The organism is Alistipes dispar (assembly GCF_006542685.1).
Lineage (GTDB): Bacteria > Bacteroidota > Bacteroidia > Bacteroidales > Rikenellaceae > Alistipes > Alistipes dispar.
The window spans coordinates 1,496,072-1,521,679 of the sequence record NZ_AP019736.1 but is presented as its reverse complement, the minus strand read 5'-3'; the positions used below and the strand labels follow the sequence as shown (position 1 = coordinate 1,521,679).

The 25,608-nt window shown below is 65.5% G+C and carries 22 protein-coding genes, 1 tRNA gene and 1 other RNA gene; 16 read left to right on the top strand and 8 right to left on the bottom strand.

Features of this window, described 5'->3' with window-relative positions:
- The first annotated feature begins 11 nt into the window (after positions 1 to 11).
- The 3 genes from FME97_RS06450 to FME97_RS06440 all read left to right on the top strand — a co-directional run bounded on the left by FME97_RS06450 (position 12) and on the right by FME97_RS06440 (position 3,244).
- A complete protein-coding gene (locus FME97_RS06450; protein ID WP_141428424.1) occupies positions 12 to 920 on the top strand; it encodes a DUF4843 domain-containing protein in 909 nt (302 codons plus the stop codon).
- Between the two features lie 12 nt (positions 921 to 932).
- Positions 933 to 2,414 (top strand): hypothetical protein, encoded by a 1,482-nt coding sequence (locus FME97_RS06445; RefSeq protein WP_141428423.1) that lies wholly within the window; start codon positions 933 to 935, stop codon positions 2,412 to 2,414.
- Between the two features lie 263 nt (positions 2,415 to 2,677).
- Positions 2,678 to 3,244 (top strand): GNAT family N-acetyltransferase, encoded by a 567-nt coding sequence (locus tag FME97_RS06440; RefSeq protein WP_141428422.1) that lies wholly within the window; start codon positions 2,678 to 2,680, stop codon positions 3,242 to 3,244.
- A gap of 128 nt (positions 3,245 to 3,372) precedes the next feature.
- On the opposite strand, the gene FME97_RS06435 is transcribed toward FME97_RS06440, so the two are convergent.
- From FME97_RS06435 to FME97_RS06410, 6 genes are all read right to left on the bottom strand, one after another.
- Positions 3,373 to 4,443, bottom strand: coding sequence for a YeiH family protein (locus tag FME97_RS06435; protein ID WP_141428421.1), 1,071 nt, complete (start codon positions 4,441 to 4,443; stop codon positions 3,373 to 3,375).
- A gap of 145 nt (positions 4,444 to 4,588) precedes the next feature.
- Positions 4,589 to 5,476, bottom strand: coding sequence for a LysR family transcriptional regulator (locus FME97_RS06430; protein WP_141428420.1), 888 nt, complete (start codon positions 5,474 to 5,476; stop codon positions 4,589 to 4,591).
- Between the two features lie 5 nt (positions 5,477 to 5,481).
- Positions 5,482 to 6,513 carry a DHH family phosphoesterase gene (locus tag FME97_RS06425; RefSeq protein ID WP_141428419.1) on the bottom strand — a complete coding sequence of 344 codons (1,032 nt, stop codon included), beginning with the start codon at positions 6,511 to 6,513 and terminating at the stop codon, positions 5,482 to 5,484.
- Positions 6,514 to 6,705: 192 nt separating this feature from the next.
- Positions 6,706 to 7,374 carry an endonuclease III gene (gene nth, locus FME97_RS06420; RefSeq protein WP_141428418.1) on the bottom strand — a complete coding sequence of 223 codons (669 nt, stop codon included), beginning with the start codon at positions 7,372 to 7,374 and terminating at the stop codon, positions 6,706 to 6,708.
- Complete coding sequence (locus tag FME97_RS06415) at positions 7,371 to 8,312, bottom strand: glycosyltransferase (RefSeq protein WP_317129387.1); 942 nt, start codon at positions 8,310 to 8,312, stop codon at positions 7,371 to 7,373. The genes nth and FME97_RS06415 overlap by 4 nt, the downstream gene beginning before the upstream one ends.
- Complete coding sequence (locus tag FME97_RS06410) at positions 8,309 to 10,927, bottom strand: ATP-dependent helicase (RefSeq protein ID WP_141428417.1); 2,619 nt, start codon at positions 10,925 to 10,927, stop codon at positions 8,309 to 8,311. Before FME97_RS06410 ends, FME97_RS06415 begins: the two co-directional genes overlap by 4 nt.
- A 109-nt stretch (positions 10,928 to 11,036) precedes the next feature.
- Between FME97_RS06410 and FME97_RS06405 the strand changes: the two genes are divergently transcribed.
- The 9 genes from FME97_RS06405 (at position 11,037) to rnpB (ending at position 18,926) form a co-directional block, all read left to right on the top strand.
- A complete protein-coding gene (locus FME97_RS06405) occupies positions 11,037 to 12,035 on the top strand; it encodes an AAA family ATPase (protein ID WP_141428416.1) in 999 nt (332 codons plus the stop codon).
- Between the two features lie 2 nt (positions 12,036 to 12,037).
- A complete protein-coding gene (locus tag FME97_RS06400) occupies positions 12,038 to 12,922 on the top strand; it encodes a DUF58 domain-containing protein (RefSeq protein ID WP_141428415.1) in 885 nt (294 codons plus the stop codon).
- Complete coding sequence (locus FME97_RS06395) at positions 12,919 to 13,887, top strand: hypothetical protein (RefSeq protein WP_141428414.1); 969 nt, start codon at positions 12,919 to 12,921, stop codon at positions 13,885 to 13,887. The genes FME97_RS06400 and FME97_RS06395 overlap by 4 nt, the downstream gene beginning before the upstream one ends.
- Positions 13,888 to 13,899: 12 nt before the next feature.
- Complete coding sequence (locus FME97_RS06390) at positions 13,900 to 14,685, top strand: tetratricopeptide repeat protein (protein ID WP_141428413.1); 786 nt, start codon at positions 13,900 to 13,902, stop codon at positions 14,683 to 14,685.
- A 15-nt stretch (positions 14,686 to 14,700) separates the two neighbouring features.
- Complete coding sequence (locus FME97_RS06385) at positions 14,701 to 15,696, top strand: vWA domain-containing protein (RefSeq protein WP_141428412.1); 996 nt, start codon at positions 14,701 to 14,703, stop codon at positions 15,694 to 15,696.
- A gap of 13 nt (positions 15,697 to 15,709) precedes the next feature.
- A complete protein-coding gene (locus tag FME97_RS06380) occupies positions 15,710 to 16,756 on the top strand; it encodes a VWA domain-containing protein (protein ID WP_141428411.1) in 1,047 nt (348 codons plus the stop codon).
- On the top strand, positions 16,753 to 16,929 hold the full coding sequence (locus tag FME97_RS12405; protein WP_162502063.1) for a hypothetical protein: 177 nt from the start codon (positions 16,753 to 16,755) through the stop codon (positions 16,927 to 16,929). The genes FME97_RS06380 and FME97_RS12405 overlap by 4 nt, the downstream gene beginning before the upstream one ends.
- A 63-nt stretch (positions 16,930 to 16,992) precedes the next feature.
- Positions 16,993 to 18,375 carry an aldehyde dehydrogenase gene (locus FME97_RS06375; protein ID WP_141428410.1) on the top strand — a complete coding sequence of 461 codons (1,383 nt, stop codon included), beginning with the start codon at positions 16,993 to 16,995 and terminating at the stop codon, positions 18,373 to 18,375.
- 130 nt (positions 18,376 to 18,505) lie between these two features.
- An RNA gene (gene rnpB, locus FME97_RS06370) (RNase P RNA component class A) lies at positions 18,506 to 18,926 on the top strand.
- Positions 18,927 to 18,981: 55 nt separating this feature from the next.
- On the opposite strand, the gene FME97_RS06365 is transcribed toward rnpB, so the two are convergent.
- The gene (locus FME97_RS06365) at positions 18,982 to 20,244 is read right to left on the bottom strand and encodes an anaerobic sulfatase maturase (RefSeq protein WP_141428409.1); all 1,263 of its coding nucleotides are present in this window, start codon (positions 20,242 to 20,244) and stop codon (positions 18,982 to 18,984) included.
- 196 nt (positions 20,245 to 20,440) lie between these two features.
- Here FME97_RS06365 and FME97_RS06360 point away from each other — a divergent pair, with 196 nt between their 5' ends.
- Complete coding sequence (locus tag FME97_RS06360) at positions 20,441 to 22,645, top strand: alpha-galactosidase (RefSeq protein WP_141428408.1); 2,205 nt, start codon at positions 20,441 to 20,443, stop codon at positions 22,643 to 22,645.
- Positions 22,646 to 22,996: 351 nt separating this feature from the next.
- Here FME97_RS06360 and FME97_RS06355 read toward each other — a convergent pair.
- Positions 22,997 to 23,067, bottom strand: a tRNA-Cys gene (locus FME97_RS06355).
- A gap of 260 nt (positions 23,068 to 23,327) precedes the next feature.
- On the opposite strand from FME97_RS06355, the gene dprA reads away from it, so the two are divergent.
- From dprA to FME97_RS06340, 3 genes are read left to right on the top strand one after another with little or no spacing between them, the layout of a single operon-like run.
- Positions 23,328 to 24,428, top strand: coding sequence for a DNA-processing protein DprA (gene dprA / locus FME97_RS06350; RefSeq protein ID WP_141428407.1), 1,101 nt, complete (start codon positions 23,328 to 23,330; stop codon positions 24,426 to 24,428).
- On the top strand, positions 24,425 to 25,294 hold the full coding sequence (locus FME97_RS06345) for a TatD family hydrolase (RefSeq protein ID WP_141428406.1): 870 nt from the start codon (positions 24,425 to 24,427) through the stop codon (positions 25,292 to 25,294). Before dprA ends, FME97_RS06345 begins: the two co-directional genes overlap by 4 nt.
- Entirely contained in the window at positions 25,291 to 25,605 is a 315-nt protein-coding gene (locus FME97_RS06340; protein WP_141428405.1) for a TIGR04076 family protein, read from the top strand. Before FME97_RS06345 ends, FME97_RS06340 begins: the two co-directional genes overlap by 4 nt.
- The last annotated feature ends 3 nt before the right edge of the window (positions 25,606 to 25,608 follow it).

Genomic DNA, 25,608 nt, shown 5'->3' with positions numbered 1-25,608 from the left:
GACGAGGCTTTATGAAACGTTCATTCCTTTTCGATACGGCCCTGTTGCTGGCCGTCGCCGCCGGAGCGGTTTCCTGCGGCGATACGTGGCTGAAATACGACACGTCGCAGAAAAACAAGCTCTATTTCACGGAGGGTCCGCTCAACCTCGACCAGTATATCTCCACCGACATCTCGTTCGCCATCTACGACGAGACGGTGCAGGAGATCCAGCGGAAGGTCCCGGTCAAACTGCTGGGCACGGTCTCCGACCGCGACCGCACGTTCGAGGTCGCGGCGATCCACGACACCACGACGAACTACATCTCGGGCGGCGTGCAGCGCGAACTGGTCGATGCCGTCGAAGGCGAGGACTACACGCTGGGCGAGCTGGTCATTCCCGCCGGCGAGGTCGAAGGCGAGATCGTCGTCACGGCGAAGCGCTCGGAGAAGATCCTGACGAAAACCGCCTCGCTCGTGCTCCAGATCGTCGAGACCGACCTGTTCGAAGGCGTCCCGCGCAACGTATTCCGCGTACTCATCTCGGACGGCACCCCCACCTGCCCGATCTGGTGGCGTTACGATGCCGAGAACGAGTGGTACATGTACCTGGGCAACTTCACGCCCGACAAGTACCGCAAGGTGCTGGAGTTCTACCACGGCATCGAGGATACGAACCCCTCGCTCTACAAGACGATGGTCGAGCAGTTCGGCGAGAACATCGACAACGAACACTACACGACCACCACGGGCGGACAGGCGGACCTGACCATGGGATTCATGGTCCGGAGCAACAATCCGCAGAAACTGGCCTGGGTGCGCTACGTGCTCTGTCCGACGTTCGACTACTACAAGGAGAATTTCCCCGACGCCGAAGTCTACACCGACAAGTCCGTGAGCGTCACGACGAAGGGCTGGCGCGACCCCGCGTATAACTATTAACAGCGAGCTACCATGACAAGACAGATACTGAAATACCTGCTGCCGCTTCTCTGCGGCACGGCGCTGATCTCCTGCTACGGAATCGAGGAGGAGCACTACCGCGAGCTGGCCCCGGTGACGGTCAGCGGCGTGGACGAGGTGATCTATGCGAAAGCGACCGAGACGCTCCGTCTCGACGGCATCCGCATCGAGAGCGCCAACGACCGCGAGGTCGCCTGCGAATGGGCCTACGGCAAACCCGAAGGCGATTTCCCGGGGATGGCCGATTCGATCTACCTTTCCGACTCGCCCACGCTCGACTACACCTTCAACAGCGCGGGCAGCTACGTGCTGCGCCTGAAGGTGGACAACGGCGAGAGCGTCGGATTCCATTACTACGAACTGCGCGTGCAGGCGGGATTCGACGAAGGTTACCTGATCCTCTGCAACGACGAAGAGGGCAAGGGTTCGATGGCCTTCGTCAAGAAACGCTCGCCGCAGGAGGAGGCCGAGGGCGCCCAGGAGGTCTGGGAGGACCTGCTGGCGACGATCAACCCGAGCTACGCATTCCGCGACCTGCGCGACGTATATGTATTCTCCTCTTCGTCCGAATCGGGCGTGCTCATCACCTCGGGCGACGAAGAAGGGTCGATCTACCACCTCGACCCCACCTCGCTGGAGGTGACGTTCCGGCTCCGTGCGATGGACGAATACGGCACACGCACGGGCAGGATTCTGGGCGAAAAGACTTCGCGCGGCCACTACTCCTACGTCATCGGCGACGACGGAAAGGCCTACCGCTACGAATTCGCCTCCGACCTGCTCGCCGTGCGTCAGACGCCCTATCCGGTGAAATACGGCTACCAGAGCTACTACGCCAACACCGTGCAGGGCACGCGCGTGCCGCTCATGTTCAGCGAGAGCGGCGTGGTGGGCTTTCCGAACTCGAACATCAAGGGATTCGGCGTCCCCGACGGTTACGAGGTAATCAACGCCGCCGGAACCCGCGTGGGCACGGAGGAGTACTACGTCATCGCCCGCTCGACGGCGGGAGAGCCGCGCAAGGTGCAGATCATCAAGTCCAACTCCGGCATCTCGTCGCAGAGCACCGTGCTCGAATACGACGAGTCGCGCCCCATGCTGATCGACCGGAACTCCACGATGGTCCCGACGAAGGTAAGCAACAACATCTACTACAACTACGACGACAAAATCTACCACTGGGCGATGCTCAGCGTCACCCCGACGCTTCCGGCCGAGGGCGACCGGCCGGACATCACGCTTCCCGAAGGCGAACGGATCATGGCCATCTGCTCGAACGCCATGCCCTCCACCTCGGCCACGACCGTGGATGACGACCTGCTGCTGATCGCCACCTACAACCCCGCGGCGACCGACCGCAAGCCGGGCAGCCTCTACATCTACAACCTGAAGACGCTGGAGCAGGTTAAAAAGTATGAAGGCATCTGCGAGAAGCCCGTGGCCGTGACCTACAAATTCCCCACGTCGAACTGACGCGGCGGCACGCAGCGCAGGACGCCCCTTCCGGAGAACCGGAAGGGGCGTCTTCGCAGGGCAGGGCACAGACGGCCGGCATTCCGGAGCAGAATATCCGGAAAATCGGGAAGACATCCGGAGAACCGGGGAGGCAGGCACTGCGGAAATTCCGGGAACCGGACGCCGGAGCCCCTCCCCGCCGGGATGCGGTCCCGCCTCCCCCGGCGGCGGATTAGGATATGTACGGAATTCGTCGTATCTTGCGGGAAAAATACGGAACCATGACAGAAGAACTGCAATTCATCCCCTTTACCTCCCCCGCCGACAGGGGATGGGCCGAAGCAATGGAGATTTACCGCCGGTCGTTCCCCTACAAGGAGCAGCGCTCCGAGGAGGACCACGTCCGCGCCCTCCGGGATCCGCACTTCCGGGCCGACGGCATCTGGTGCGGCGATGAGTTCGTCGGCATCCTCTACCACTGGCAGGGCGACGGATGGCACTATGTCGAACACCTCGCCGTATCGCCCGCCCTGCGCGGCCGGAACATGGGTTCGAAGGCCCTCGCGGCCTTCTGCGAAGGCCGGCGCGTCATTCTGGAGATCGACCCTCCGGCGGACGAAATCTCGATCCGGCGGCTGCATTTCTACCGGCGGCTCGGCTTCGTCGAGAATCCGCACGAGTACATCCACCCTTCGTTCCGCCGCCCCTTCGAGCAGCACAGGCTGGTGCTGATGAGCTATCCTTCGCCGCTGACCGACGACGAGGCCCGCCGCTTCGCCGATTTCGTCCGCGAGACGGTGCTGCGCTACACCGAGCACGAGGCCCCGCAGCTTCCCCGGCTTCCGTAGGCGGAACCGGACCTCCCCGGCAACGGCAACCGCATGCAGTCCGAACCTGTTCCCGCCGCAACGACACGGAAAGCGGGCGGAACCTCCGGAGGTTCCGCCCGCTTCGCATTTCCGGACCGGGACCGGTCCTAAAACATGCCGACCAGCCCCTTCGTCACGAAATACCCTCCCACAACCAGCCAGACGTAGAGCAGCCCCGCCAGCACGAAGGGTTTCGCCCCGGCCTGACGGAACTTGTCGATGCTCGTCTCCGTCCCCAGCGCCGTCATGGCCATCGTCAGCAGGAACGTGTCGAGGTACTCGACGGCGCCGTTGAGCGGAATCTCCCGGACGCTCTCCGCACCGCACACGTATTGCAGCAGCGAATTGAGGCAGATCACACCCAGAAACCCGAAGGCGAACCACGGCACGGCGATCCGCCCCCGCGCTTCCGCTCCGCCCGGCGTGCGCCGCCGGCCCGCCAGCAGCAGGCTCATGACCACCAGCACGGGGGCCAGCAGCATGACACGGATCATCTTGGTAATGGTGGCCACCCCGGCGATGCCCAGCGCATCGGTCGGATCCATCGCATTGCCCGCCCCGGCCACGTGCGCCACCTCGTGCAGCGTGCTTCCGGTATAGACGGCCACCTCCGTGTCGGTCATGCCGCCGAGCAGGCCCGTGCGGTACATGACCGGATAGAGGAACATGGAGAGCGTGCCGAAAACGACCACCGTGGAGACGGCGACGGCGGTCTTGTACCCCTCGCACCGCACCACCGGCTCGGCGCCCAGCACGGCCGCCGCGCCGCAGATCGCACTGCCCGTCGAGGTCATCAGCGCCGTGTCGCGGTCGATTCCCAGCAGCCGCCCGAGCGCGACGCCGCCCAGAAGCGTTCCCGCCACGACGACCAGATCGACCGCGACGGCCGGAAGCCCGACGGCCGCCACCTGCGTCAGCGTCAGGCGGAAACCGTAGAGAATGATGCCCCAGCGGAGTACCTGTTTCGTGCAGAACCGGATGCCCGGAACCCATGTTTCGGGAAGCCGGTTGCGCAGGCTGTTGGCATAGAGCATCCCCAGCACGATGCCGACGATCAGGGGGCTGAGCGAGAGCCGTTTGACGAAGGGGAATCCGGCGATGTAGAACGCCGCGAACGAAAAGAGCGCAATGAGCAGAATCCCGTGCAGCGTATTGGCTCTGTTACCTTTTTCCAGCATAACGTTTCGCAATTTGAGTCGGAGGAGACGCCTCCCGACGACTTTTCAAGAATACCGGAGGCAAAGATCGCGCGTTTATGCCTGAAATACAACAAGATTTCGTTATGCGAAATAACTTCGTGTTATGACGGAGGGCGCCGGACCGTCAGAGACCGGACAGGGCGAAGTCGGCGAACTGCCGGGCGAGCGGCACGGGCTCCGCCGCGAGGTGCACGAACGAGAAGTCGCGCGTCAGGGTCAGTCCCTCGATGTCCACGATCCGCAGCGCCCCGCTGCGCAGCTCGTCCACGACCGAGATCACCGACACGAGGGCCATCGCGTCGCTGTTGCGGACGAAGGACTTGATTCCCTCGGTCGTGCCCAGCCGCATCGCCACCTCGAGCTGCGAGAGCCGCAGTCCGACCCCGGCCAGCGCCGCGGCGATCACCTCGAGCGTCCCCGAGCCGTCCTCGCGCAGCACGAGCGGAATCCGGCACAGCGCCTCGGGCGTCACGGATTCCGTGCGGGCGTACCTCCCGCCCGGACGCGCCACCAGCACCAGCTCGTCGGGCCGGAAGAGCGTGTAGTGCAACCCCTGCCGGCGGCTGACGCTCTCGACCATGCCCAGGTCGATCTCGCGGTCGGCCAGCGCCCGTTCGATCTGGCCGCTGTTGCCCGACAGGACCGAAACCCGCACGCCGGGAAAACGCGCCGTGAAGCGCGCCAGCGCCGGCGGCAGCAGGTATTGTGCGATGGTCGTGCTGGCCCCGAGACGCAGCTCGCCCTCGGCCTGGTTCGCGCAGAGGCTCATTTCGTACTCCAGCCGGCGGTAGTCGTCGGAGATGCGTCCGGCGGCCTCGAGCAGCACCTGCCCGGCAGCGGTCAGCTCCAGGCGGCTGCCGCGGCGGACGAAGAGGGGAACCCTGTAACGCGATTCCAGTTCGCCGATATGTCTGCTCACGGCGGGCTGGGAGATATAGAGCCGTTCGGCGGTCCGCGTGAAACTCAGCGTCCGGGCTGCCGTGATGAAGACTTTCAGACGGAAATCGTCCATGGCCGTCAGCCGAGACGGCCCTCTTCGGCGAACTCACGCACGGAGCGCACGTAGTGGTCGATCGTCTCCTGCATCGTCAGGAACGACTTGCCGCCCGCGGCGTTCTTGTGTCCGCCGCCGTTGAAATACCTGCGGGCGAAGAGATTGACGTCCACGTCGCCCCGCGAACGCAGGGAGATGCGGATGAACTTGCGGTGCGCGAGGAACATGGCCGACATTTTGACCTTCTTGATCGTCAGGGCGTAATTGACGAACCCCTCGCTGTCGCCCTGCTGGAACTGGAAACGGCGCATTTCGTTCTCCATCAGCGACATGTAGGCCACCGTACCGTCCTCTATGAGGTTCATCTTGCGGTTGATGGCATAGCCGAACAGCCGCGCGCGGCCTTCGGTGTAGGCATTATAGACGTTGTTGTAGATTTCGGGAATCCGGATGCCCGTCTCGGCCAGCGCGGCCACGGCGCGGAACAGCTCGGGCGTGAGGTGCGAAAAGGCGAAGTTGCCCGTGTCGGTCATCATCCCGACGTAGAGCAGTTCGGCCATCCGCCGCGTCACCGCCTCCCGGCCGTAGAGGGCCTCGACCAGGCAGTAAACCAGAAAGCAGGTGCTCGACGCCTCGGGATGCGAGAAAACGATGTCGAAACCCTCGTCGGGTTGCAGGTGGTGGTCGATCAGCACGCGGCAGGCCGTCGTGTTCGCCTCGATCGTCGCGCTCAGGATCTCGAGACGCGAAACGGCGTTGAAATCGAGGCAGAAGATCGCATCCGCCTCGGCCACGGCCTTCGCCGCGCGCCCTTCGGCGTCGGTCTTGAAGACCACGACCTCGCCGATGCCCGGCATCCAGTCGAGGAAATAGGGGTATTTGTTCGGCACGATGCACGTCACCTCGTGGCCCAGTCCCCGCAGCACCTCGGCCCAGGCGAGCGACGAACCGACGGCGTCGCCGTCGGGGTTGGCGTGGGAGACGGTCACGATCCGCAGCCGGGGCCGCGCGAGCAGCTCCCGCAGTGAGCCGATATGCTTTTCCGATAACTTCATTCCGGACCTCCTTCGCTAATAACAGTCGGACAAAGGTAACAAAAAAGAGGGAGATACCAAACCGCCGCCGTGCGGCCCGCGGATGCGCGGCACCCGCCCGCTTTCCGGCCGTCGGCCGGAAATTCTCCCGACATCCGCCCGGAAACCACGCGGGACTACGCCGCAAACCCGCAGGGAGCGCCATTCAGGGGGCTACTCCCCATCCCGCTCCGCCCGCTTCGCCCGGCGGTCGGCGGCGTACTTCCGGCACCACGCGCTGATGCCGCACTCGCCGCACTTCGGGGCACGGGCCGTACAGACGTAGCGGCCGTGCAGGATCAGCCAGTGATGCGCGACGGGCAGCAGATGGCCCGGAATATGCTTCTCGAGCGTCAGCTCGGTCTGGAGCGGCGTCTTCGAGCCGGTCGTGAGGCCGATGCGCTCCGACACGCGGAAGACGTGCGTATCGACCGGCATCACCTCCTTCTGCCACAACACCGCCCCGAGCACGTTGGCCGTCTTGCGGCCCACGCCGGGCAGCCGCTGCATCTGCTCCAGATCGGACGGGACTTCGCCGCCGAACTCCGAGCAGAGCATCCGCGCCATCGCCGCGAGGTTCTTCGCCTTGTTGTTGGGATAGGAAATGCTCCGGATGTAGGGATAAATCTCTTCGGCCGTGGCCTTCGCCATCTCGAACGGGGTCGGGAAGGCTTCGAACAGGGCCGGCGTGGTCATGTTCACCCGCTTGTCGGTGCACTGCGCCGAGAGGATCACCGCCACCAGCAACTGGTAGGGGTCCTTGTAGCGCAATTCGCTTTCGGCCGCGGGCATGTGCTCCGAAAACCAGGCGACGATGCCGTCGTAACGCTGTCTGACAGTCATATCTTCTTCTTTTTGGATCGGCGGAACAGAATTTTCTTCACCAGCAGCCCCGCCCCTTCGGGGCAGAGCGCCAGACGGGGACAGGCGCGCAGGTCGCGCCACCAGCGGGCGAGGTACTCCCCGACCGGACCGTTGTACGACAGCACCCACAACGCCACGGAGGAGCGCTTGCGCAGCAGGGCGAAGCGGCGGCTGCCGTCGCCGTAGCGGGCGTCGAACCAGAGGCTTATGTCCATGAGCGAGTCGCAGAAGGCGATCCTCCGGCGGTAGGCCGTGCTGTGGCTCACGCTGTCGGGCAGGCGGCGGTGCACGGCCGTCACGACCGGAAGGTAGCCGATCCGGCTGCGGGCCGCGAACCAGAGCCACATCGGCGCGTCGTCCGTACACCACTCGGGATGCTCCGCGGGGCGCACCTCGTCGTAATAGCGGGCGATCAGCTCCCGCCGCGCCACGGTCGTGCAATTGCAGATCGTCAGGCTGCGGAGCAGGCGGCCGAAATCGGTGAAGTGCACCTCCTCGTCCGGCTCCCGGCGGCCCGTGGCCTGATAGAAGTTGTCGGCCCGCGTGTAGCACATGCCGCACGCCGGGTCGGCCTCCAGCAGATCGACCTGCCGCTGCAACTTCCCGGGGTCGCACCACCAGTCGTCGCCGTCGCAGTAGGCCACGTACTTCCCGCGGCACGCCTCGAAGGTGCGGAGGTAGTTGGCCCGCCAGCCGATGTTTTCGGGCCCCGTCACCAGCCGCACGCGGCCGGGGCAGGCGGCGGCGTACTCCTCGGCGATCGCCCGCGTGCGGTCCGTGCTGCAATCCTCGCCCACGACCAGCTCCACGGCGAAATCCGTCCGCTGCGCGAGCACCCCTTCGATCGCCTCCCGCAGGTAGGGTTCGTGGTTGTAGGCGGTCATGCAGACCGATACGAGCGGCGTCTGCATCGTCATCCGAGTTTGGTCAGTTTGGCGAATTTGGCCAGCAGCGTCTTCTCGCCGGCGTTGTCGAACGCCACCACCAGCTTGTGGTCCGTGGCCAGGGTCTCGATGCGGCGCACGATGCCCACCCCGAACTTCGGGTGCTCGACACGCTCCCCCACGGCATATCCGCCGCTCGCGGGCGCCGCACTCCCGGCCGCCGGTCCGCCGTCCATCGCCTGCCGCACGCCGACGCGGCGCATTCCGTCCACCGAAGGGCGCGGCGGCTGCACCAGCGCCGGATCGGGCGCGGCGGAACGCTGCGCGCGGGGTTGCGACTGCGGCTGCGCCGGGCGCGGAAAACGCCGCGCAACGCCCGACTCGCCGTCGGAGGGGGCGCCGAAACGGCCGCCGCCGTAAGCGCTCCGGCCGGCCGAACCGCCGCCGTAGGCTCCCCGTCCCGCCGCGTCCGGACCTCCTCCGGACCGGACGCCGGCATTTCCGCCGCGCGGACCGCCGTAACCGCCCGCGCCGTCCTGCCGCCGCTGCTGGTAACGGTAGTCGTACCGGCGGCGCAGCTCGTCGAGCGCCGAGGAGCCCTCCCCGTCGTCGGCCCGGCGGCGCACCGCCTCCTGAGCGAAATCGACGTCGGACTCCACATACCGCGGGTCGATCTCGCGCAGGAAGCAGCTCGGCCGCGAGAACTCCATGTTGCCCCACCGGAAACGCATCTCGGCATAGGAGAGCGTCGCCGCGACCTTGGCCCGCGTGAGGGCCACGTAGAAGAGCCGCCGCTCCTCCTCGATGCCGTCGGCCGACTCGGCGGCCCGCAGCGACGGGAAGAGGTTCTCCTCCATGCCCACGATGTAAACGTATTCGTATTCGAGCCCCTTGGCCGAATGGACCGTCATCAGCGTCACCTTGTTCCGGTCCTCGGGGTTGTCCTTGTCCATGTCGGTCATCAGCATCATCTGCTGCAACCACTCCTCGATGGTGGCCTCCTCCCCGGGGCTGCGTTCGCCGTTGCGGATTTCGGCGTCGCAGCGCTCCCTGAATTCCTGCATCGAGTTGAGCAGCTCCTCGATATTGTCCAGCGCCGAAGCCGCCTCGGGCGTGTTCTCCGCACGGTAGGCGGCCAGAATGCCCGACCGCGAGGCGACCTCCAGGCCGAAGTCGTACAGTCCCTTGTCGTTGCGGGCCAGCGACAGCGAACGGATCATCGCCACGAAGTCGGCCGCCTTGCGGGCGATGGCCCGCGGCACGGCGTCGGCCGCGGGTTCGGCGACCAGCGCATCGACCGCCTCCCACATCGACACGCCCCGTTCGGCGGCCAGTTGCGCGATGCGCTGCACGGTCGTGTCGCCGATGCCCCGCGCGGGGTAGTTCACGATGCGCCGGAACGCCTCGTCGTCGCGCGGGTTGATGACCAGCCGGATATAGGCCAGCATGTCGCGGATCTCCTTGTGGTCGTAGAACGACGAACCCTTGTAGATGCGGTAGGGGATGCCGCGGCGGCGGAGGTTGTCCTCCAGCACGGCCGACTGGTTGTTCGTGCGGTAGAGAATCACCGCTTCGGACCATTCGGCGCCCGCCGCACGCACCTTGTCGCGCAGGTCCGAGACGACCATCTCGGCCTCCTCGCGGTCGGTGTAGGCCTTCAGGATGCGGATTTTCTCCCCCTCGGCCCCTTCCGAGAAGCAGTGCTTCTCCATGCGCTTCGAATTGCGGACGATCACCGAGTTGGCCGCATCGACGATCGTGCGCGTCGAGCGGTAGTTCCGTTCGAGCTTGAAGACCTTCGCCGAGGGGTAGTCCTTCTGGAAAGAGAGGATGTTCTCGATCTTGGCCCCGCGGAACGAGTAGATCGACTGCGCGTCGTCGCCCACGACGCAGACTTTCGAATGGGTCTGCGACAGACGGCGGATGATGACGTACTGCGCATAGTTGGTGTCCTGGTACTCGTCCACCAGAATGTATTTGAACTGCTCCTGGTAGCGCGCCAGCACGTCCGGACAGTCGCGCAGCAGCACGTTGGTTTGCAGCAGCAGGTCGTCGAAGTCCATCGCCCCGTTGCGTTTGCAGCGCTGGCAGTAGATGTTGTAGATGTTGCCGAACTCGGGAATCTGCATCTGCCGGTCCTCGGCCGCATAGGCCGAATTGGCCAGGTAGGCCCCGGGGGTCACCAGACAGTTTTTGGCATAGGATATGCGCGAGGCCACGGCGTTGGGCTTGTACTTCTCGTCCGGAAGGTTCAGCTCGCGGACCACGGTCTTGACCAGGTTCCGGCTGTCCGAGGAGTCGTAGATCGTGAACGACTCGGGGAAGCCGATCCGTCCGGCGTTTTCGCGCAGGATGCGCGAGAAGACCGAGTGGAAGGTTCCCATGCGGATATGGCGGCTGCGGTTGTCGGGCAGCATCTGCGCGATGCGTTCGCGCATCTGCTCGGCGGCCTTGTTCGTAAAGGTCAGGGCGAGTATGTTGAAGGGCGCCACGCCCCGCTCGATCATGTAGGCGATGCGCGAGGTCAGCACGCGGGTCTTGCCCGAGCCGGCCCCGGCGATGATGAGCGACGGGGAGTCGAAATTGACCACGGCGTCCCGCTGGGCCGGATTGAGCCCTTGCAGGATTTTCGATTCGTTGGATTCCATGCGGGCAAAGTTAATAAGAATCGGCGAAGAATTTTTCGGGAAAAATAATAACTTTGCATGACGAACGTTAAAAGGGTAACCGCGACAACGATACAACAAACGATAAAACATGAGCGAAGTCATCAACATCAAGGAACTCAACGAGCGCATCGAACGCGAATCGGTCTTCGTCGATACGCTGCGCACCGAAATGGGCAAGGTCATCGTCGGACAGAGCCATCTGGTCGATACGCTGCTGATCGGTCTGCTCTCCAACGGACACATCCTGCTCGAAGGCGTGCCGGGACTCGCCAAAACGCTGGCCATCACCACGCTGGCCCGTGCCGTGGATGCCGGGTTCTCGCGCATCCAGTTCACTCCCGACCTGCTGCCCGCCGACCTGCTGGGCACGCTGATCTACTCGCAGAAGAACGAGGATTTCGTGGTCAAGAAGGGTCCCGTCTTCGCCAACTTCGTGCTGGCGGACGAGATCAACCGCTCGCCGGCCAAGGTGCAGTCGGCGCTGCTCGAGGCGATGCAGGAGCGGCAGGTGACCATCGGCGACGACACCTACCCGCTGCCGCAGCCCTTCCTCGTGCTGGCCACGCAGAACCCGCTCGAACAGGAGGGAACCTATCCGCTGCCCGAGGCGCAGGTGGACCGTTTCATGCTCAAGGCCAAGATCTCCTACCCCAACAAGCAGGAGGAGCGCGACATCGTGCGCATGAACCTCGCCGGCACGGGCATGCCCGCGGTGAACAAGGTGATCGCGCCCGAAGACATCGTAAAGGCCCGCAAGGTGGTCGAGGACGTCTATATGGACGAGAAGATCGAGAAGTACATCATCGACATCATCTTCGCCACGCGCGAGCCGGCCGAGTACAACCTCGGGAAGTTGCAGAACCTGATCGCCTACGGCGGCTCGCCCCGTGCGTCGATCTCGCTGGCCAGGGCCGCCCGCGCCTACGCCTTCATCCGCCGCCGCGGCTACGTCATCCCCGAGGACGTGCGCGCCGTCTGCCACGACGTGCTGCGCCACCGTATCGGCCTGACCTACGAGGCCGAAGCCGAGAACATCTCCTCGGAGGAGATCATCACCGACATCCTGAACAACGTAATCGTACCCTGACGATGCAGGAGAGCGAAAACGATATTCTGAAACGGGTCCGGAAGATCGAAATCAAGACGCGCGGTCTTTCGAACGAGATCTTCGCCGGAAAGTACCACACGGCTTTCCGCGGGCGGGGCATGTCGTTTTCCGAAGTGAGGGAGTACCGCGCCGGCGACGACGTGCGCGACATCGACTGGAACGTGACGGCCCGCTCGCGCAAGCCCCACATCAAGGTCTATGAGGAGGAGCGCGAGCTGACGATGATGCTGCTCGTGGACGTCTCCGCGTCGCGCATGTTCGGCACGACGGAGCGGCTCAAGAAAAACATCATCACCGAAATCGCCGCCGTGCTGGCCTTCTCGGCCGCGCAGAACAACGACAAGGTGGGGTGCATCTTCTTTTCGGACAAGGTCGAGAAGTTCATCCCCCCGAAGAAGGGGCGCAGCCACATCCTCATGATTATCCGCGAACTCATCGGCTTCCGCCCCGAATCCGCGGGCACGAAGCTCTCCGAGCCGGTGCGCTTCCTGACCAACGTGAACAAGAAGCGCTGCACGACCTTCATCCTCTCGGACTTCATGGACTCCTCGCAGGACCGCTCGGCCCTCGACGACGCGCTGAAGATCGCCGGCGGACGGCACGACCTGGTGGGCATCCGCATCTACGACCCGCGCGAGACGGAGCTGCCCGACGTGGGCATCGTCGAGCTGCGCGACGCCGAGACGGGGCGCAAGGTCTGGGTGGACACCTCCTCGCGCGCCGTGCGCGAGCACTACGCCGAATCGTGGAGACGGCGCAGCGCCGGCATCGAGCAGACGCTCAAGCACAACCGTATCGACACGGCGACGATCTCCACCGACGGGGACTACGTGGCCGAACTGATGAAACTCTTCAAACAGCGATGAGACGACTCTTAGCAACGCTCCTCCTGCTGGCCGGCGTGCCGGCCGCGGCGCAGAACACGCCGACGGTCACGGCGCACGCCGAACCCGACAGCATTCTGATCGGCGACCGCTTCGATCTGGTGATCGACGTGGAGAAGGACCTCGTGCAGGTGGTGGAGTTCCCGGAGTTCGAGGACCGGGACGGCAAGATCGAGGTGGTCGAGAGCCTGCCGGTCGATACGCTCGAACGCGACGGCCGCCGCCTGAAGCTGCGCAAGCGCTACCGCCTCGCGGCCTTCGACGAGGGCCGTTACAACCTCGGCACGGCGCGGGTGCTCTACGCCGACAAGAACATCCTCGACACGCTTTCGAGCCGCGACTCGGTCTATCTCGAGGTGACGACGTTCCAGATCGACTCCACGTCGCAGTCGATCTACGACCTGAAGGGACAGCGCACCCTGCCGTTCCGGTTCCGCGAGATCCGCGGCTACGTCCTTTGGAGCCTGCTGGCGCTCGCGCTGCTGGCCGCCGCGGCCTACGCCCTCCACCGCTGGCTCGCGGCCCGCGGCAAACGGCTCGGCGACCTGTTCAAACCCGCCCCGCCGCTGCCGCCGCACGTCGCGGCCATCCAGGCGCTCGAAGCGCTCCACAACCAGAAACTGTGGCAGAACAACCGCCACAAACAGTACTATTCGGGACTGACGGACATCCTGCGCACCTACATCGCGGCGCGCTGGGACATCGGAGCGATGGAGATGACCTCCGACGAGATCATCGACGCGATGCGCGCGGAGGAGCTTCCGGACAAGGCCCGCATGGACCTCACGGCGATCCTGCGCGACGCCGATCTGGTGAAATTCGCCAAGGCGACGCCGCCGGCCGAGGAGAACGAGGCCGACTATCTGAAAGCCTACTACTTCGTCGAGGAGACCAAACCCGTCGAGGAGGAGACCCCGGCCGGAGAGGCGGACCCGACGCAAAACTAAACCGCGACAACGATGCAGAAGTCACTCTATACGCTCCTGTTCCTGCTCACGGCCGCCGCGGCCGGAGCGCAGCAGATGCCCGAACGTTCGCTGGTCCGCAAAGGCAACCGGCAGTACGCCAAGGGCAATTACGAGGAGTCGATCCGCCGTTACGAGCAGGCGCTCGAAGCCGTCCCGGGGCAGTTCGAGGCCACCTACGACCTCGGCAACGCCCTCTACAAGGCCGAACGCTTCGACCGCGCCGAACAGACCCTCCGGCAGGCCGCCGCCGACACGCTGCGTCCGGAGACGGAGCTGGCCGAAGCCTATTACAATCTGGGCAACGCGCAGTTCAAGCAGCAGAAGTACAAGGAGGCGCTCGAAAGCTACAAGCAATCGCTGCGGCTGAACCCGTCCGACATGGAGGCCAAGTACAACTACGCCTACACCAAGCGGCTGCTCGACCAGGACCAGAACGGCGGAGGCGGCAACGACCAGCAGAACCAGAATCAGAACCAGAACCAGGATCGGAACCAGCAGGGGCAGCAGAATCCGCAGCAGGGACAGGGACGGCAGGACCCGCAGCAGGGGCAGCAGGACCGGAAGGATCCCGGGCAGGACGGAAACCCGCAGCAGCAGCCCCCGCAATCCGACAAGGGGGAGCAGGGCGACGCACAGGGTTCGCCGCAGCAGGCTCCGGGCATCTCGCCGCAGGAGCAGGAGCAGATTCTCGACGCCATCCAGGCCCAGGAGGACAAGACGCAGGAGAAACTCAAGGAGAAACGGGGCGTCGTGGTCCGCGGCAGGAAGAACTGGTAAAAAAACGAAACGACCATGCAATTCGCATCACCCCATTATCTGTGGCTGCTCACGCTGCTCGCGCCGATGACCGCCTACTACGTCTGGCGCACGATGCAGGGCGGCGCCGCGATCCGGATCTCGACCGTGGCAGGCGTTCTGCACGCACCGAAAACCGTGCGCCACTACCTGCGCCACCTGCCCTTCGCGCTGCGTGCGGCGGCCTTCGCGCTGCTCGTCGTGGCGCTGGCACGGCCGCAGGACATCGAACAGAACGTCCGCACGAACACCGAAGGCATCGACATCGTGCTGGCCATCGACGTCTCGGCCTCGATGCTCGCCCGCGACTTCCGGCCCGACCGCATCACGGCCGCCAAGGAGGTGGCCGGCTCGTTCGTCGCCGACCGCTACGGCGACCGCATCGGACTGGTGGTCTTCGCCGCCGAAGCCTTCACGCAAAGCCCCCTGACCACGGACCAGAGCACGCTCCAGACGCTCCTGGCGCGCATCCGCAGCGGACTGATCGACGACAGCGGCACGGCCATCGGCAACGGACTGGCCACGGCGATCAACCGCCTGCGCGAGAGCGAGGCCAAGTCGAAGGTCATCATCCTGCTGACCGACGGCGTGAACAACCGCGGACAGATCGCTCCCATGACCGCCGCCGAAATCGCCCGGGCGCAGGGTATCCGCGTCTATACGATCGGTGTCGGAACCGAAGGCACGGCCCCCTACCCGGCGGTGGACATCTACGGACAGCCCACGGGCGACGTGGTGATGGCCAAGGTCGAGATCGACGAGAAGACGCTCGGTGCCATGGCCGACCTGACGGGAGGCAAATACTTCCGCGCCACGGACAACGCCAAGCTCAAAGCCATTTACGACGAAATCAACCAGCTGGAAAAGAGCAAGGTGGAGGTCACCGAGCGCATCTCCTACCACGAGCGGTTCCTCGTGTGGGCACTGGCGGCCCTCGGAGCCCTGCTGCTCGAATTCCTCCTCTCGAATCTCGTGCTGAAACGGATTCCGTAAAGAAAAGACCGCTATGTTCCGATTCGCAAATCCGCAATACCTCTGGCTGCTCGCAGCCGTCCCGGCGCTCGTCGCGCTCTTCTGGCTGGCGATGCGCAACCGCCGCAGGCGGCTCGCCCGCTTCGGCCGCCCGGAGACTCTCGGCGAACTGATGCCCGAGGTCTCCACCGGGCGCGTGAAATTCAGGTTCGTCCTCTTCTGCACCGCCGTGGCGCTGACGGCGCTGGCCGCGGCGCGGCCGCAGTTGGGCTCCAAACTCCGCGAGGAGAAGGCGCAGGGGATCGAGATGATGCTCGCGGTGGACGTTTCGAACTCGATGCTCGCCGAGGATTTCGAACCCAACCGCCTCGAACGGACCAAATACGCCATCGGCAAGCTCTTCGAGGGGCTGCGGCAGGACCGCGTGGGACTGATCGTCTTCGCCGGCGAGCCGAAGGTGCAGCTGCCGATCACCTCCGACTACCGCATGGCGCGGGCCTTCGCGCGGCGGATCGACCCGTCGCTCGTGCCGGTGCAGGGCACGGCCGTCGGCAAGGCCCTCGAACAGGCGCTGCTCGCCTTCTCGGGCGAGACGGAAGCGGGGCACGGCCGCGTCGTGGTGCTCATCACCGACGGCGAGAACCACGAGGACGACGCCCTGGCCGTGGCCGAACGCGCCGCCCGGCAGGGCATCCGCATCTACACCATCGGCATCGGCACGCCCGAAGGCGCGCCGATCCAGATCGACGGCGAATTCATCAAGGACGAGCAGGGCGAGATGGTCGTCTCGAAGCTCAACGAGGAGATGCTCTCGAAGATCGCCGAGACGACGGGCGGCGCCTACGTCCGCGCCACGAAGCAGGACATCGGCCTGGACGAGATCGTGCGGGAGATCAACGACATGGAGCGCTCCGAGCTTTCGACGGTCCGTTTCGAGGAGTTCAACGAACAGTACCAATACCTGCTCCTGGCGGCGCTCGTCCTGCTTCTGGCGGAATTCCTGGTGCTCGACCGACGGAATCCGCTGCTGGCGCACCTGAACATCTTCCGCGAACCGGAACGGAAAGAGCCCGGCCTATGACCCGGTTCAAGGACAAATGCGTGCCCGTCACCGGCGGCGGCTCCGGCATCGGGCCCATCACGGGACGGACGGCCCTCGGACGCGGGAGCACGCCCCGCGGCATCCCGCGGGGATTCCATCCGCGCCGCTTCACGCAGGGCGCGCTCCCGCGTACCTGTTCGGTCCCGTCATAGACCGCCGGGCCGGCATTTACCGCACGACGGACCGCTTCACCGGATAAAACGATCCCCACCGCCATGCCTCTGGGAAACACCTCCGCCGAACGCATCGCGGCGATCCACGCCGCACAACGGGACTATTTCCGCTCGGGAGCCACCCTCCCGGCCGACTTCCGCCGCATCATGCTCCGAAGGATGGAGCAGGCGCTGCGGCAATGGGAGCGGCGGCTCTGCGACGCCCTGTGGCAGGACCTGCGCAAATCCCCTGAGGAGGCCTGCCTCACCGAGCTGAGCATCGTGCGGAGCGAAGTGAGGAACCACCTCCGCCACCTCGGCCGCTGGATGCGCCCCGAGCGGCGGCCCTCGCCGCTCAAGCTCTTTCCCTCGGCGAGCCGCATCCTCTCCGAGCCGCTCGGCACGGCGCTCATCGTCTCGCCGTGGAACTATCCCGTGCAACTGCTGCTCAACCCGCTCGTCGGAGCCATCTCGGCGGGCTGCACCGCCGTACTGAAACCCTCGCCCTACACGCCGCACGTCTCGGCGACGCTCCGCGCGATGATCGGCGAAATCTACGACGAGCGCTACGTCGCCGTCGTCGAGGGCAACCGCGACGTCAATACGCTGCTGCTGGACCGGCGCTGGGACCTCGTCTTCTTCACGGGCAGCCCCGCGCTGGGGCGGATCGTCATGGCCGCCGCGGCGCGGCACCTCACGCCCGTCATACTGGAGCTGGGCGGCAAAAGCCCCTGCATCGTGGACCGAGGCGCCGACGTGGAGACCGCCGCGCGCCGCATCGCATGGGGCAAGACCCTCAATGCGGGGCAGACCTGCATCGCCCCCGACTACCTGCTGCTCCACGAATCGCTCGCCGATGCGTTCCCCGCGGCCTACGCCCGGGCGCTGCGGCGCCTGCACGGCGACGACGCCCGGCAAAGCCCCCACTACGTCCGGCTGGTGAACGACCGGGCCTTCGACCGCGTGGCAAGCTACCTCGCGCAGGGCACGGTCCGCCTCGGAGGCCGCACCGACCGCGCGGAACGTTACATAGAACCCACGCTGCTCACGGAGGTCGATCCCCTCGCCCCGGTCATGCGGGAGGAGATCTTCGGCCCCGTGCTGCCGGTCGTCCCGTTCCGGACGACGGACGAGGCCGTGGCGTTCGTCACCGAACGCGAAAAACCGCTGGCGCTCTACTACTTCGGCCCCGAAAAGAGCGGCCGCGAAGTACTGCGGCGCACCTCTTCGGGCGGAGCCTGCCTCAACGACACGATCATGCACATCGCCAACGAGCACCTGCCCTTCGGCGGCGTGGGCGATTCGGGCATGGGCCGCTACCACGGCCGCGACAGCTTCGACGCCTTCTCGCACCGCCGTGCGGTGGTCGAGACGCCGACCTGGATCGACCCGCCGTTCCGCTACATGCCCTACAAACTCTTCCGCTACGTAAAGCGCATCCTCTGACCGCCGCACGGAGGCGGAAAACGACCGCCCGGGGCCCGGGCCGGAGCGGCCGCGCGGAGAGCCGACGGCCGCACGGAGGAAAAATGCGTCGCCGCAGCAGGTTTTTCCCGCCGAAATACCTATCTTTGCCGCGCAGGTCCGCTCTGTCGCTGCCGGCCGCCGGCCGGGAGAGGAAAGTCCGGGCAACGCAGAGCGCCACGCAAGCTAATGACTTGACAGCCGTGAGGTTGTGGGAGCGTAACAGAGAACGACCGCCCGCAGGCGGGCATTCGCGGAACGGACGGAGCCTTCGGGGTTCCGGGCCGCGCTCCGGAGAGTGTCCGGCGGGTAAGGGTGAAAAGGCGGGGTAAGAGCCCACCGCGGGGGCAGCGATGTCGCCCGGCAGTACGTCCCGTGGGTTGCAAGACCGTGTATACCGGCAATCAAGGGTTGCTCGCCCGATGTCGGGGGGTAGGTTGCTTGAGACGGCGGGAGACCGCCGCCGTAGATAAATGACAGAGACCCGGGGTCCGCCCCGGGGACAGAACCCGGCTTACAGGACCTGCACGTACGAAGGGGCGCCGCTTCCGAGCGGCGCCCCTTCCGTTCGCGTCCGGGCCGCACGCCCTACATCAGCCCCATGCGCCGCCGGGCGAACGGCACGACCCACGCGGGGGACTGCTCGCGGGCGAGCAGGTCGCGCATGTAGTCCATGTAAGGCTCGGCATGGCGGAAATAGCGGAAAAGCCCCTCGCAGAGCGAATTCTTGCGGCAGCCGTCCGACCCGGTCTCGAACCGGTGCTTGGGACATTCGCCGCGGCAGGCGAAGTAGTACCGGCAGCGCAGGCATTCGGCCGGCAGCGCATTGCGTTTGGCCAGTCCGAAGTCGATCCGGCGGCGCGAGCGGTAGATCTCCGCGAGCGGCGTCTCGCGGATGTTCCCCAGCAAGTATTCGGGATAGACGAAGTGGTCGCACGAATAGACGTCGCCGTTGTGCTCGACCACAAGCGCATCGCCGCACGTCTCGCCCATCGAGCAGACGCCCGGCTGCACGCCGCACCACTGGGCCAACGTGGCGTCGAAGAGCTGCACGAAGCACTGCCCCACGTCGCTGACGACCCACTCGTCGAAAATGTCGCACAGAAACGTCCCGTAGCCCTCGGCCGTCACCGACCATTCGGCCGGCCGCGCCCCCTGCGTCTCCGGCGAAACGATCAGCGGACGGTGCAGCCCCGCGCGATCGACGACATGCTCCACGGCGGGCAGAAACTGCATGTAGCGGCTTCCGACCGTATCGCGGAAGAAGCGGTAGATCTCCGCGCCGCGCCCCTCGCAGGCCCGGTTCACGACGCTCAGCGTATTGTACTCCACGCCCGTCCGCCGGAACATCCCGACCGTCCGCATCACGCGCGCGAAGGTGGGGCGCCCGCCCTTCGTCCGGCGGAATGCGTCGTGAATGTCCTCCGGCCCGTCGAGCGACAGCCCCACCAGGAAGCCGTTTTCGGCGAAAAGCTCGCACCACGCCTCGTCCACCAGCGTCCCGTTGGTCTGCAACGTGTTCTCGATCCGCTTGCCCGCGGCGTATTTCCGCTGGAGCGCCACGGCCCGGCGGTAGAAGTCCCTGCCGAGCAGCAGCGGCTCGCCGCCGTGCCAGCAAAAGGTCACCACGGGAACCTCGTTGGCCTCGATGTACTGCCGGATGTAGAGCTCCAGCAGGTCGTCCGCCATCACCGCCTGCCGGCCGCCGTACTGTGCGGCCTTGTCGAGGTAGTAGCAATAGCCGCAATCGAGGTTGCAGGCAGAACCGGCCGGCTTGAGCATCGTCGAGAACGCCACGGGGCCCGCCTGTTTCTCCGCATCGCGGAAAGTGAAAATATCCTTGTTCTTCATCGTCCGGACGAGTTTACGGCCCAAAGATAGGAATAAAACCGCCGTCCTCCGCTCCGGACGGAGCAAAAGAGGCGGGCGGCCTCCGACGGCGCCGCGCCGCATACGGATCGAAACGCGGAGGAATTACGGAACATTTCGTTTTATTTCGACATTTTACTATCTTTGTCCTTCACAGCGTTAATACCGAACCTTTCACATGAGAAAACTACCGTACCTGTTGAGCGCCCTGGGCGCCGCCCTCACGGCAGGCGCGGCGGAGACCGCCGCCCCGCAACGGATCATCGACATCCGGACCGACGACATTTCGCTCATCCTGAGCGCAGCCCCCGGAGAGGAGGTCCGCTTCCTCCACTTCGGAGGCCGCATCGACGACCCCGCCCCGCTGGCCGGATACCGAAGCTACCGCCACCCCGACCACAACACCGAGGACGTGGCCTACCCCGCCTTCGGCGGCCGCAACTACCACGAACCGGCCCTGCGCGTGACCCACGCCGACGGCGACCTGAACACCGAACTGCGCTACGTCTCGCACCGGACGCGACAACTGGCCGACGACAACGTGACCGAAACCGTCGTCCGCATGACCGACGCCGTGCAGCCGCTGGACGTCGAACTGGTCTATACGGCCTACGCCCGCGAAAACGTCATCACGACCCGCGCCGTCATCCGCAACCGCGAGAAGGGTCCCGTGACGCTGCACAGCTTCTACTCGTCGGCGATGCCTCTGCGGGCCGAGAAATACCTGCTGACCCACCTCCACGGCGCCTGGACGCGCGAAGCGCAGGTGGAGCACACGCTGCTGACCCACGGATCGAAGAGCATCGCCTCGACACGCGGCCTGCGCACGACCCACGCCGAAAACCCCTCCTTCATGCTGACGCTCGGCAACGACCGCTTCGACGAGAACTGCGGCGAGGTCGTCGCCGGCTCGCTGGCCTGGAGCGGAAATTTCCGCCTCAACTTCGAACTCGACGAGTGTCAGACGCTCACCGTGCTGGCGGGCGCCAACCCCGACGCCTCCGAATACCGGCTCCGCCCCGGAGAGTCGTTCACGACCCCCGAGATGATCTACACCCACTCGTTCCACGGCGCGGGCGGCGCGAGCCGCAACCTCCACGACTGGGCCCGCAACTACGGCGTATGGCACGGCCACGTCCCCACACCCACGCTGCTCAACAGTTGGGAGGGCGCGGCCTTCTCGTTCGACGCGAAGACGCTGACCGACATGATCGACGACGCGGCGGCCATGGGGCTCGAAATGTTCGTGCTCGACGACGGCTGGTTCGGCAACAAATACCCGCGCAACAACGACAAGGCGGGGCTGGGCGACTGGGAGGTGAACCGCGAGAAGCTGCCCGAAGGCATCGACCACATCGCCTCCTATGCCCACGACAAGGGGCTGAAATTCGGCATCTGGATCGAACCCGAGATGGTCAGCCCCCGCAGCGAACTGGCCGAGAGGCACCCCGAATGGATCGTCCGCACGCCCGGCCGCGAAGCGCCCCTGACGCGCAGCCAATGGCTGCTGGACCTCTCGAACCCCGAGGTGCAGGACTTCGTCTTCGGGGTATTCGACAACACGATGCGGCTCTCGGAACACATCGACTACATCAAGTGGGACGCCAACCGCTGCGCGAACAGCATCGGCTCCGCATTCCAGCGGCCCGACGAACAGTCGCACTTCTGGATCGAATACACGCAGGGACTCTACAAGGTGATGGAGCGCATCCGCGCCAAATACCCCGACGTGCTCATCCAGTCCTGCGCCTCGGGCGGAGGGCGCGTGGAGTACGGCGCGCTCCGGTACTTCGACGAGGTGTGGACGAGCGACAACACCGAAGCGCTCTCGCGCACCCGCATCCAGTACGGCACGAGCCTCTTCTTCCCCGCGCTCGTCATGGGTTCGCACGTCTCCGTGACGCCCAACCTCCAGACGGGCAACTCCACGCCGCTCAAGTTCCGGTTCGACATCGCGTGCGCCGGACGCCTCGGCATGGAGCTGCAGCCCAAGCACATGACCGAAGAGGAGCGCGCCGAGGCCCGCCGCGCCATCGCCGACTACAAGGAGTACCGCGACATCGTCATGCAGGGCGACCTCTACCGGATCGGTTCGCCCTACGACGAGGACGGCTGTTACGGACTGGCCTATGTCTCGAAAGACAAGCGCCGGGCCGTGGTGTTCACCTACTGCCTGCTCTACCAGAGCCGCACCGTCCCGCAGTTCCGCATCCGGGGACTCGATCCCGACACCCGGTACACCGTGCGCGAAATGAATACGGAGGAACCCCGCTTCTGGTTCGACGGCGGCACGTTCAGCGGCGAACTGCTCTCCCGCATGGGTCTCAACCCCAAACTCTCCAGGATCTACGACAGCGCCGTTTTCCTCCTTGAGGCGCGCTGACGCCCCGCTCTCCCCGAATTCCGATGCCCCGGGCCTTGCAGGCCCGGGGCATTCGATTTTCCCGCCGCCGCGCAATACGGCCGCCGGGGGCGGACACATCCCGCTCCGCCCCCCGCCGGGACCGGACGACGCCGAACGGCATCCTTCGACCCGTTTCGCCCGAAACCGCATCCGCGGAACCGCACGCGGAGAGCAGAAGACCGGCAGCCATCCCCGCCCGAACGGTTCCGGAAGAGCTTCCCTTCCCCTGAAAACACGGAAAAGGCGGAATCCCGAAAAAGCACGGCTCCGGAAAAATGCGGAGGGGGGGGGAAATGAAAACCCCCTCTGCATTGCAGAGGGGGTTATGCGAGGTCTGAAGCGGATTCGAACCGCTGTACAAGGTTTTGCAGACCTTTGCCTAGCCACTCGGCCATCAGACCAACTCGTTCCATCCCGTGCGGCCGATTACAATTACAACACAAACCCAACCTATTTTCTTCGGATCCGCCCTTCCCGGACCGGCAAAAACCGCTCCTCCGGAACTCGGACGGCCGAACGCTTCGGCGCATCGGGAGTGCAAATATACAAACATTTCCAGAATCTGCAAAACTTCCGCCGAACTTTACGTTATTTCGTGCGAGGATTCATGTTATTTCGCAAAAATCAGTACCTTTACTTCGTCAAAAGAATCCAGCGAGCCATGTCCCCCGAAGATATAGCATTGCAGATGACCCCGGGAATCGGCGTGAAGAGCGCCGTGCACCTCCTGGAGTGTTTCGGCAGCGCCGCGCGGATCTTCGCCGCGACCGAGGAGGAACTGACCGGCCGGGCGGCGCTCCGGCCCGAAGCGGCCCGGCAGATCGTGCGCCGCAAGGGGTTTCCGGCCGCGGAGCGGGAGTTGGAGCACTGCCGCCGCAACGGCCTGACAGCCGTCGCATCGACCGACCCGCAATACCCCGCCCTGCTGCGGGAGACGCCCGACTACCCCCATGTCCTGTACATCAAGGGCGATGCGGAAGCCCTGACGGCCCGCTGCATTGCGGTCGTCGGGACGCGCGACGCGACGCCCTACGGCCAGCACATGTGCAACAGGCTGATCGAAGGGCTGGCCGAACGGGTTCCGGGACTCTGCATCGTCAGCGGGCTGGCCTTCGGCATCGACGCGGCGGCCCACCGGGCCGCACTCGCCGCAGGGGTGCGGACCGTGGCGGTGCTGGCCAATCCGCTTCCGGGGGTCACGCCGGCCCAGCACGCGGGACTGGCGCGCGACATTCTGGACCACGGGGGCGCGCTGGTCACCGAACTGCCGTCGCAGACGAAGCAGAACGGGTCGTTCTACCTCGCGCGCAACCGCATCATCGCCGCGCTCGGCGCCGGATGCGTCGTCGTCGAGTCGCCCGACAGCGGCGGGTCGCTCGTAACGGCCCATTGCGCCGACTCCTACGACCGGACGGTGATGGCCGTGCCGGGACGCGCCACCGACCGGAGCTCGGCCGGAACCAACCACCTGATCCGCAACCGCAAGGCGCAACTGGTGCTGACGGCCGGAGACATCGTCCGGGAGCTCATGTGGGACCTCGGCCCCGACCCCGCGACGCTGCGGCAAAAGGTTCCCACGCCGGAGCTGACGCCCGACGAAGCGGGACTGCTCGGATGCTTCCGCACGAACGACCCCGTCACGACCGAACACCTCGCCGGAGCGAGCGGCCTCGACCCCGGAACGCTGGCGACGCTCCTCGTCGGGCTGGAGCTGGCAGGCGCCGTGCGCCAGCTTCCCGGAAACCGTTACATGAAGCTATGAATCTGACAGACACCCATTCGCACCTGTACGAACCCGAATTCGACGCCGACCGCGAAGAGGCGCTCGCCCGCGCCGCGGAAGCCGGCGTGGAACGCCTGCTGCTGCCGGCCATCGACTCCGGCAGCCACGAACGGCTGTTCGGGCTGTGCCGCCGCCATCCCGGGCGGTGCGTTCCGATGATGGGGCTTCACCCGACGTCGGTGAACGGCAATCCCCGCTGGCGGGAGGAGCTGGCGACGGTCGAACGCCTCCTGCAAACCCCGCCCGAAGGGATTCCGCCTTTCTGCGCCGTGGGCGAGATCGGTCTCGACCTCTACTGGAGCCGGGATTTCCGGGCGGAGCAGACGGAGGCCTTCCGGCGGCAGATCGACCTGGCGCTGCAATACGGCCTGCCCGTGGCCGTCCACACCCGCGAGGCGTGGCCCGAGACGCTGGAGATCGTCCGGGAGTACCGCGGCCGCGGCCTGCGGGGCGTCTTCCACGCCTATTCGGACACGGCCGCGACCTACCGCGAACTGCGCACGCTGGGCGACTTCGTCTTCGGCATCGGCGGCGTGGTGACCTTCAAGAAGAGCCTCCTGGCGGAAACCGTGCGCGAAATGGAGCTGCGCGACATCGTGCTGGAGACCGACTGCCCCTACCTGACACCCGTCCCCCACCGGGGCCGGCGCAACGAATCGGCCTACGTGCGCTACGTCTGCGACAAGGTCGCCGAAATCAAGGGGCTCGACCCGGAGGAGGTCGCCGCCGCGACGACGGCCAACGCCCGGCGGATGTTCGGCCGGCCGCAGATGCCGTCCGGCTCCCCCGCGCGGGAGGACGCTCCGTCCGGCCACGGAAAAACCCCAAACGACACCCGCCCATGAAAAACGTCCGGATCACCGTCATCCGCAAGGTCTGCCACAAGGACCTGATGGAACGCTACGAAAACCCGATCGAGCACGCCTGCGACCTGCACGAGGGGCAGGTCTTCGTCTCCGACGGCATGCAGCGGCCCGAAGGGCTGTGCCCAAGCGCCTGGCAGACCCTTTCGCCCTTCGTCATGGCGCTCGCGCACGGCGCGACGGACTTCTACGACGGATGGATGCGGAACCCCGCCTCGGCGATGCTCTCCTGCAACGACGGGTTCCGGCCCGTGAGCTTCCTGATCGAAACCATCGAAAACAACGAGAAATAAGAC

Bases quoted from the DNA above. Each gene is read 5' to 3' on its own strand.
- FME97_RS06450 (WP_141428424.1), top strand. From the start codon at position 12: ATGAAACGTTCATTCCTTTTCGATACGGCCCTGTTGCTGGCCGTCGCC.
- FME97_RS06445 (WP_141428423.1), top strand. From the start codon at position 933: ATGACAAGACAGATACTGAAATACCTGCTGCCGCTTCTCTGCGGCACG.
- FME97_RS06440 (WP_141428422.1), top strand. From the start codon at position 2,678: ATGACAGAAGAACTGCAATTCATCCCCTTTACCTCCCCCGCCGACAGG.
- FME97_RS06435 (WP_141428421.1), bottom strand. From the start codon at position 4,443: ATGCTGGAAAAAGGTAACAGAGCCAATACGCTGCACGGGATTCTGCTC.
- FME97_RS06430 (WP_141428420.1), bottom strand. From the start codon at position 5,476: ATGGACGATTTCCGTCTGAAAGTCTTCATCACGGCAGCCCGGACGCTG.
- FME97_RS06425 (WP_141428419.1), bottom strand. From the start codon at position 6,513: ATGAAGTTATCGGAAAAGCATATCGGCTCACTGCGGGAGCTGCTCGCG.
- nth (WP_141428418.1), bottom strand. From the start codon at position 7,374: ATGACTGTCAGACAGCGTTACGACGGCATCGTCGCCTGGTTTTCGGAG.
- FME97_RS06415 (WP_317129387.1), bottom strand. From the start codon at position 8,312: ATGACGATGCAGACGCCGCTCGTATCGGTCTGCATGACCGCCTACAAC.
- FME97_RS06410 (WP_141428417.1), bottom strand. From the start codon at position 10,927: ATGGAATCCAACGAATCGAAAATCCTGCAAGGGCTCAATCCGGCCCAG.
- FME97_RS06405 (WP_141428416.1), top strand. From the start codon at position 11,037: ATGAGCGAAGTCATCAACATCAAGGAACTCAACGAGCGCATCGAACGC.
- FME97_RS06400 (WP_141428415.1), top strand. From the start codon at position 12,038: ATGCAGGAGAGCGAAAACGATATTCTGAAACGGGTCCGGAAGATCGAA.
- FME97_RS06395 (WP_141428414.1), top strand. From the start codon at position 12,919: ATGAGACGACTCTTAGCAACGCTCCTCCTGCTGGCCGGCGTGCCGGCC.
- FME97_RS06390 (WP_141428413.1), top strand. From the start codon at position 13,900: ATGCAGAAGTCACTCTATACGCTCCTGTTCCTGCTCACGGCCGCCGCG.
- FME97_RS06385 (WP_141428412.1), top strand. From the start codon at position 14,701: ATGCAATTCGCATCACCCCATTATCTGTGGCTGCTCACGCTGCTCGCG.
- FME97_RS06380 (WP_141428411.1), top strand. From the start codon at position 15,710: ATGTTCCGATTCGCAAATCCGCAATACCTCTGGCTGCTCGCAGCCGTC.
- FME97_RS12405 (WP_162502063.1), top strand. From the start codon at position 16,753: ATGACCCGGTTCAAGGACAAATGCGTGCCCGTCACCGGCGGCGGCTCC.
- FME97_RS06375 (WP_141428410.1), top strand. From the start codon at position 16,993: ATGCCTCTGGGAAACACCTCCGCCGAACGCATCGCGGCGATCCACGCC.
- FME97_RS06365 (WP_141428409.1), bottom strand. From the start codon at position 20,244: ATGAAGAACAAGGATATTTTCACTTTCCGCGATGCGGAGAAACAGGCG.
- FME97_RS06360 (WP_141428408.1), top strand. From the start codon at position 20,441: ATGAGAAAACTACCGTACCTGTTGAGCGCCCTGGGCGCCGCCCTCACG.
- dprA (WP_141428407.1), top strand. From the start codon at position 23,328: ATGTCCCCCGAAGATATAGCATTGCAGATGACCCCGGGAATCGGCGTG.
- FME97_RS06345 (WP_141428406.1), top strand. From the start codon at position 24,425: ATGAATCTGACAGACACCCATTCGCACCTGTACGAACCCGAATTCGAC.
- FME97_RS06340 (WP_141428405.1), top strand. From the start codon at position 25,291: ATGAAAAACGTCCGGATCACCGTCATCCGCAAGGTCTGCCACAAGGAC.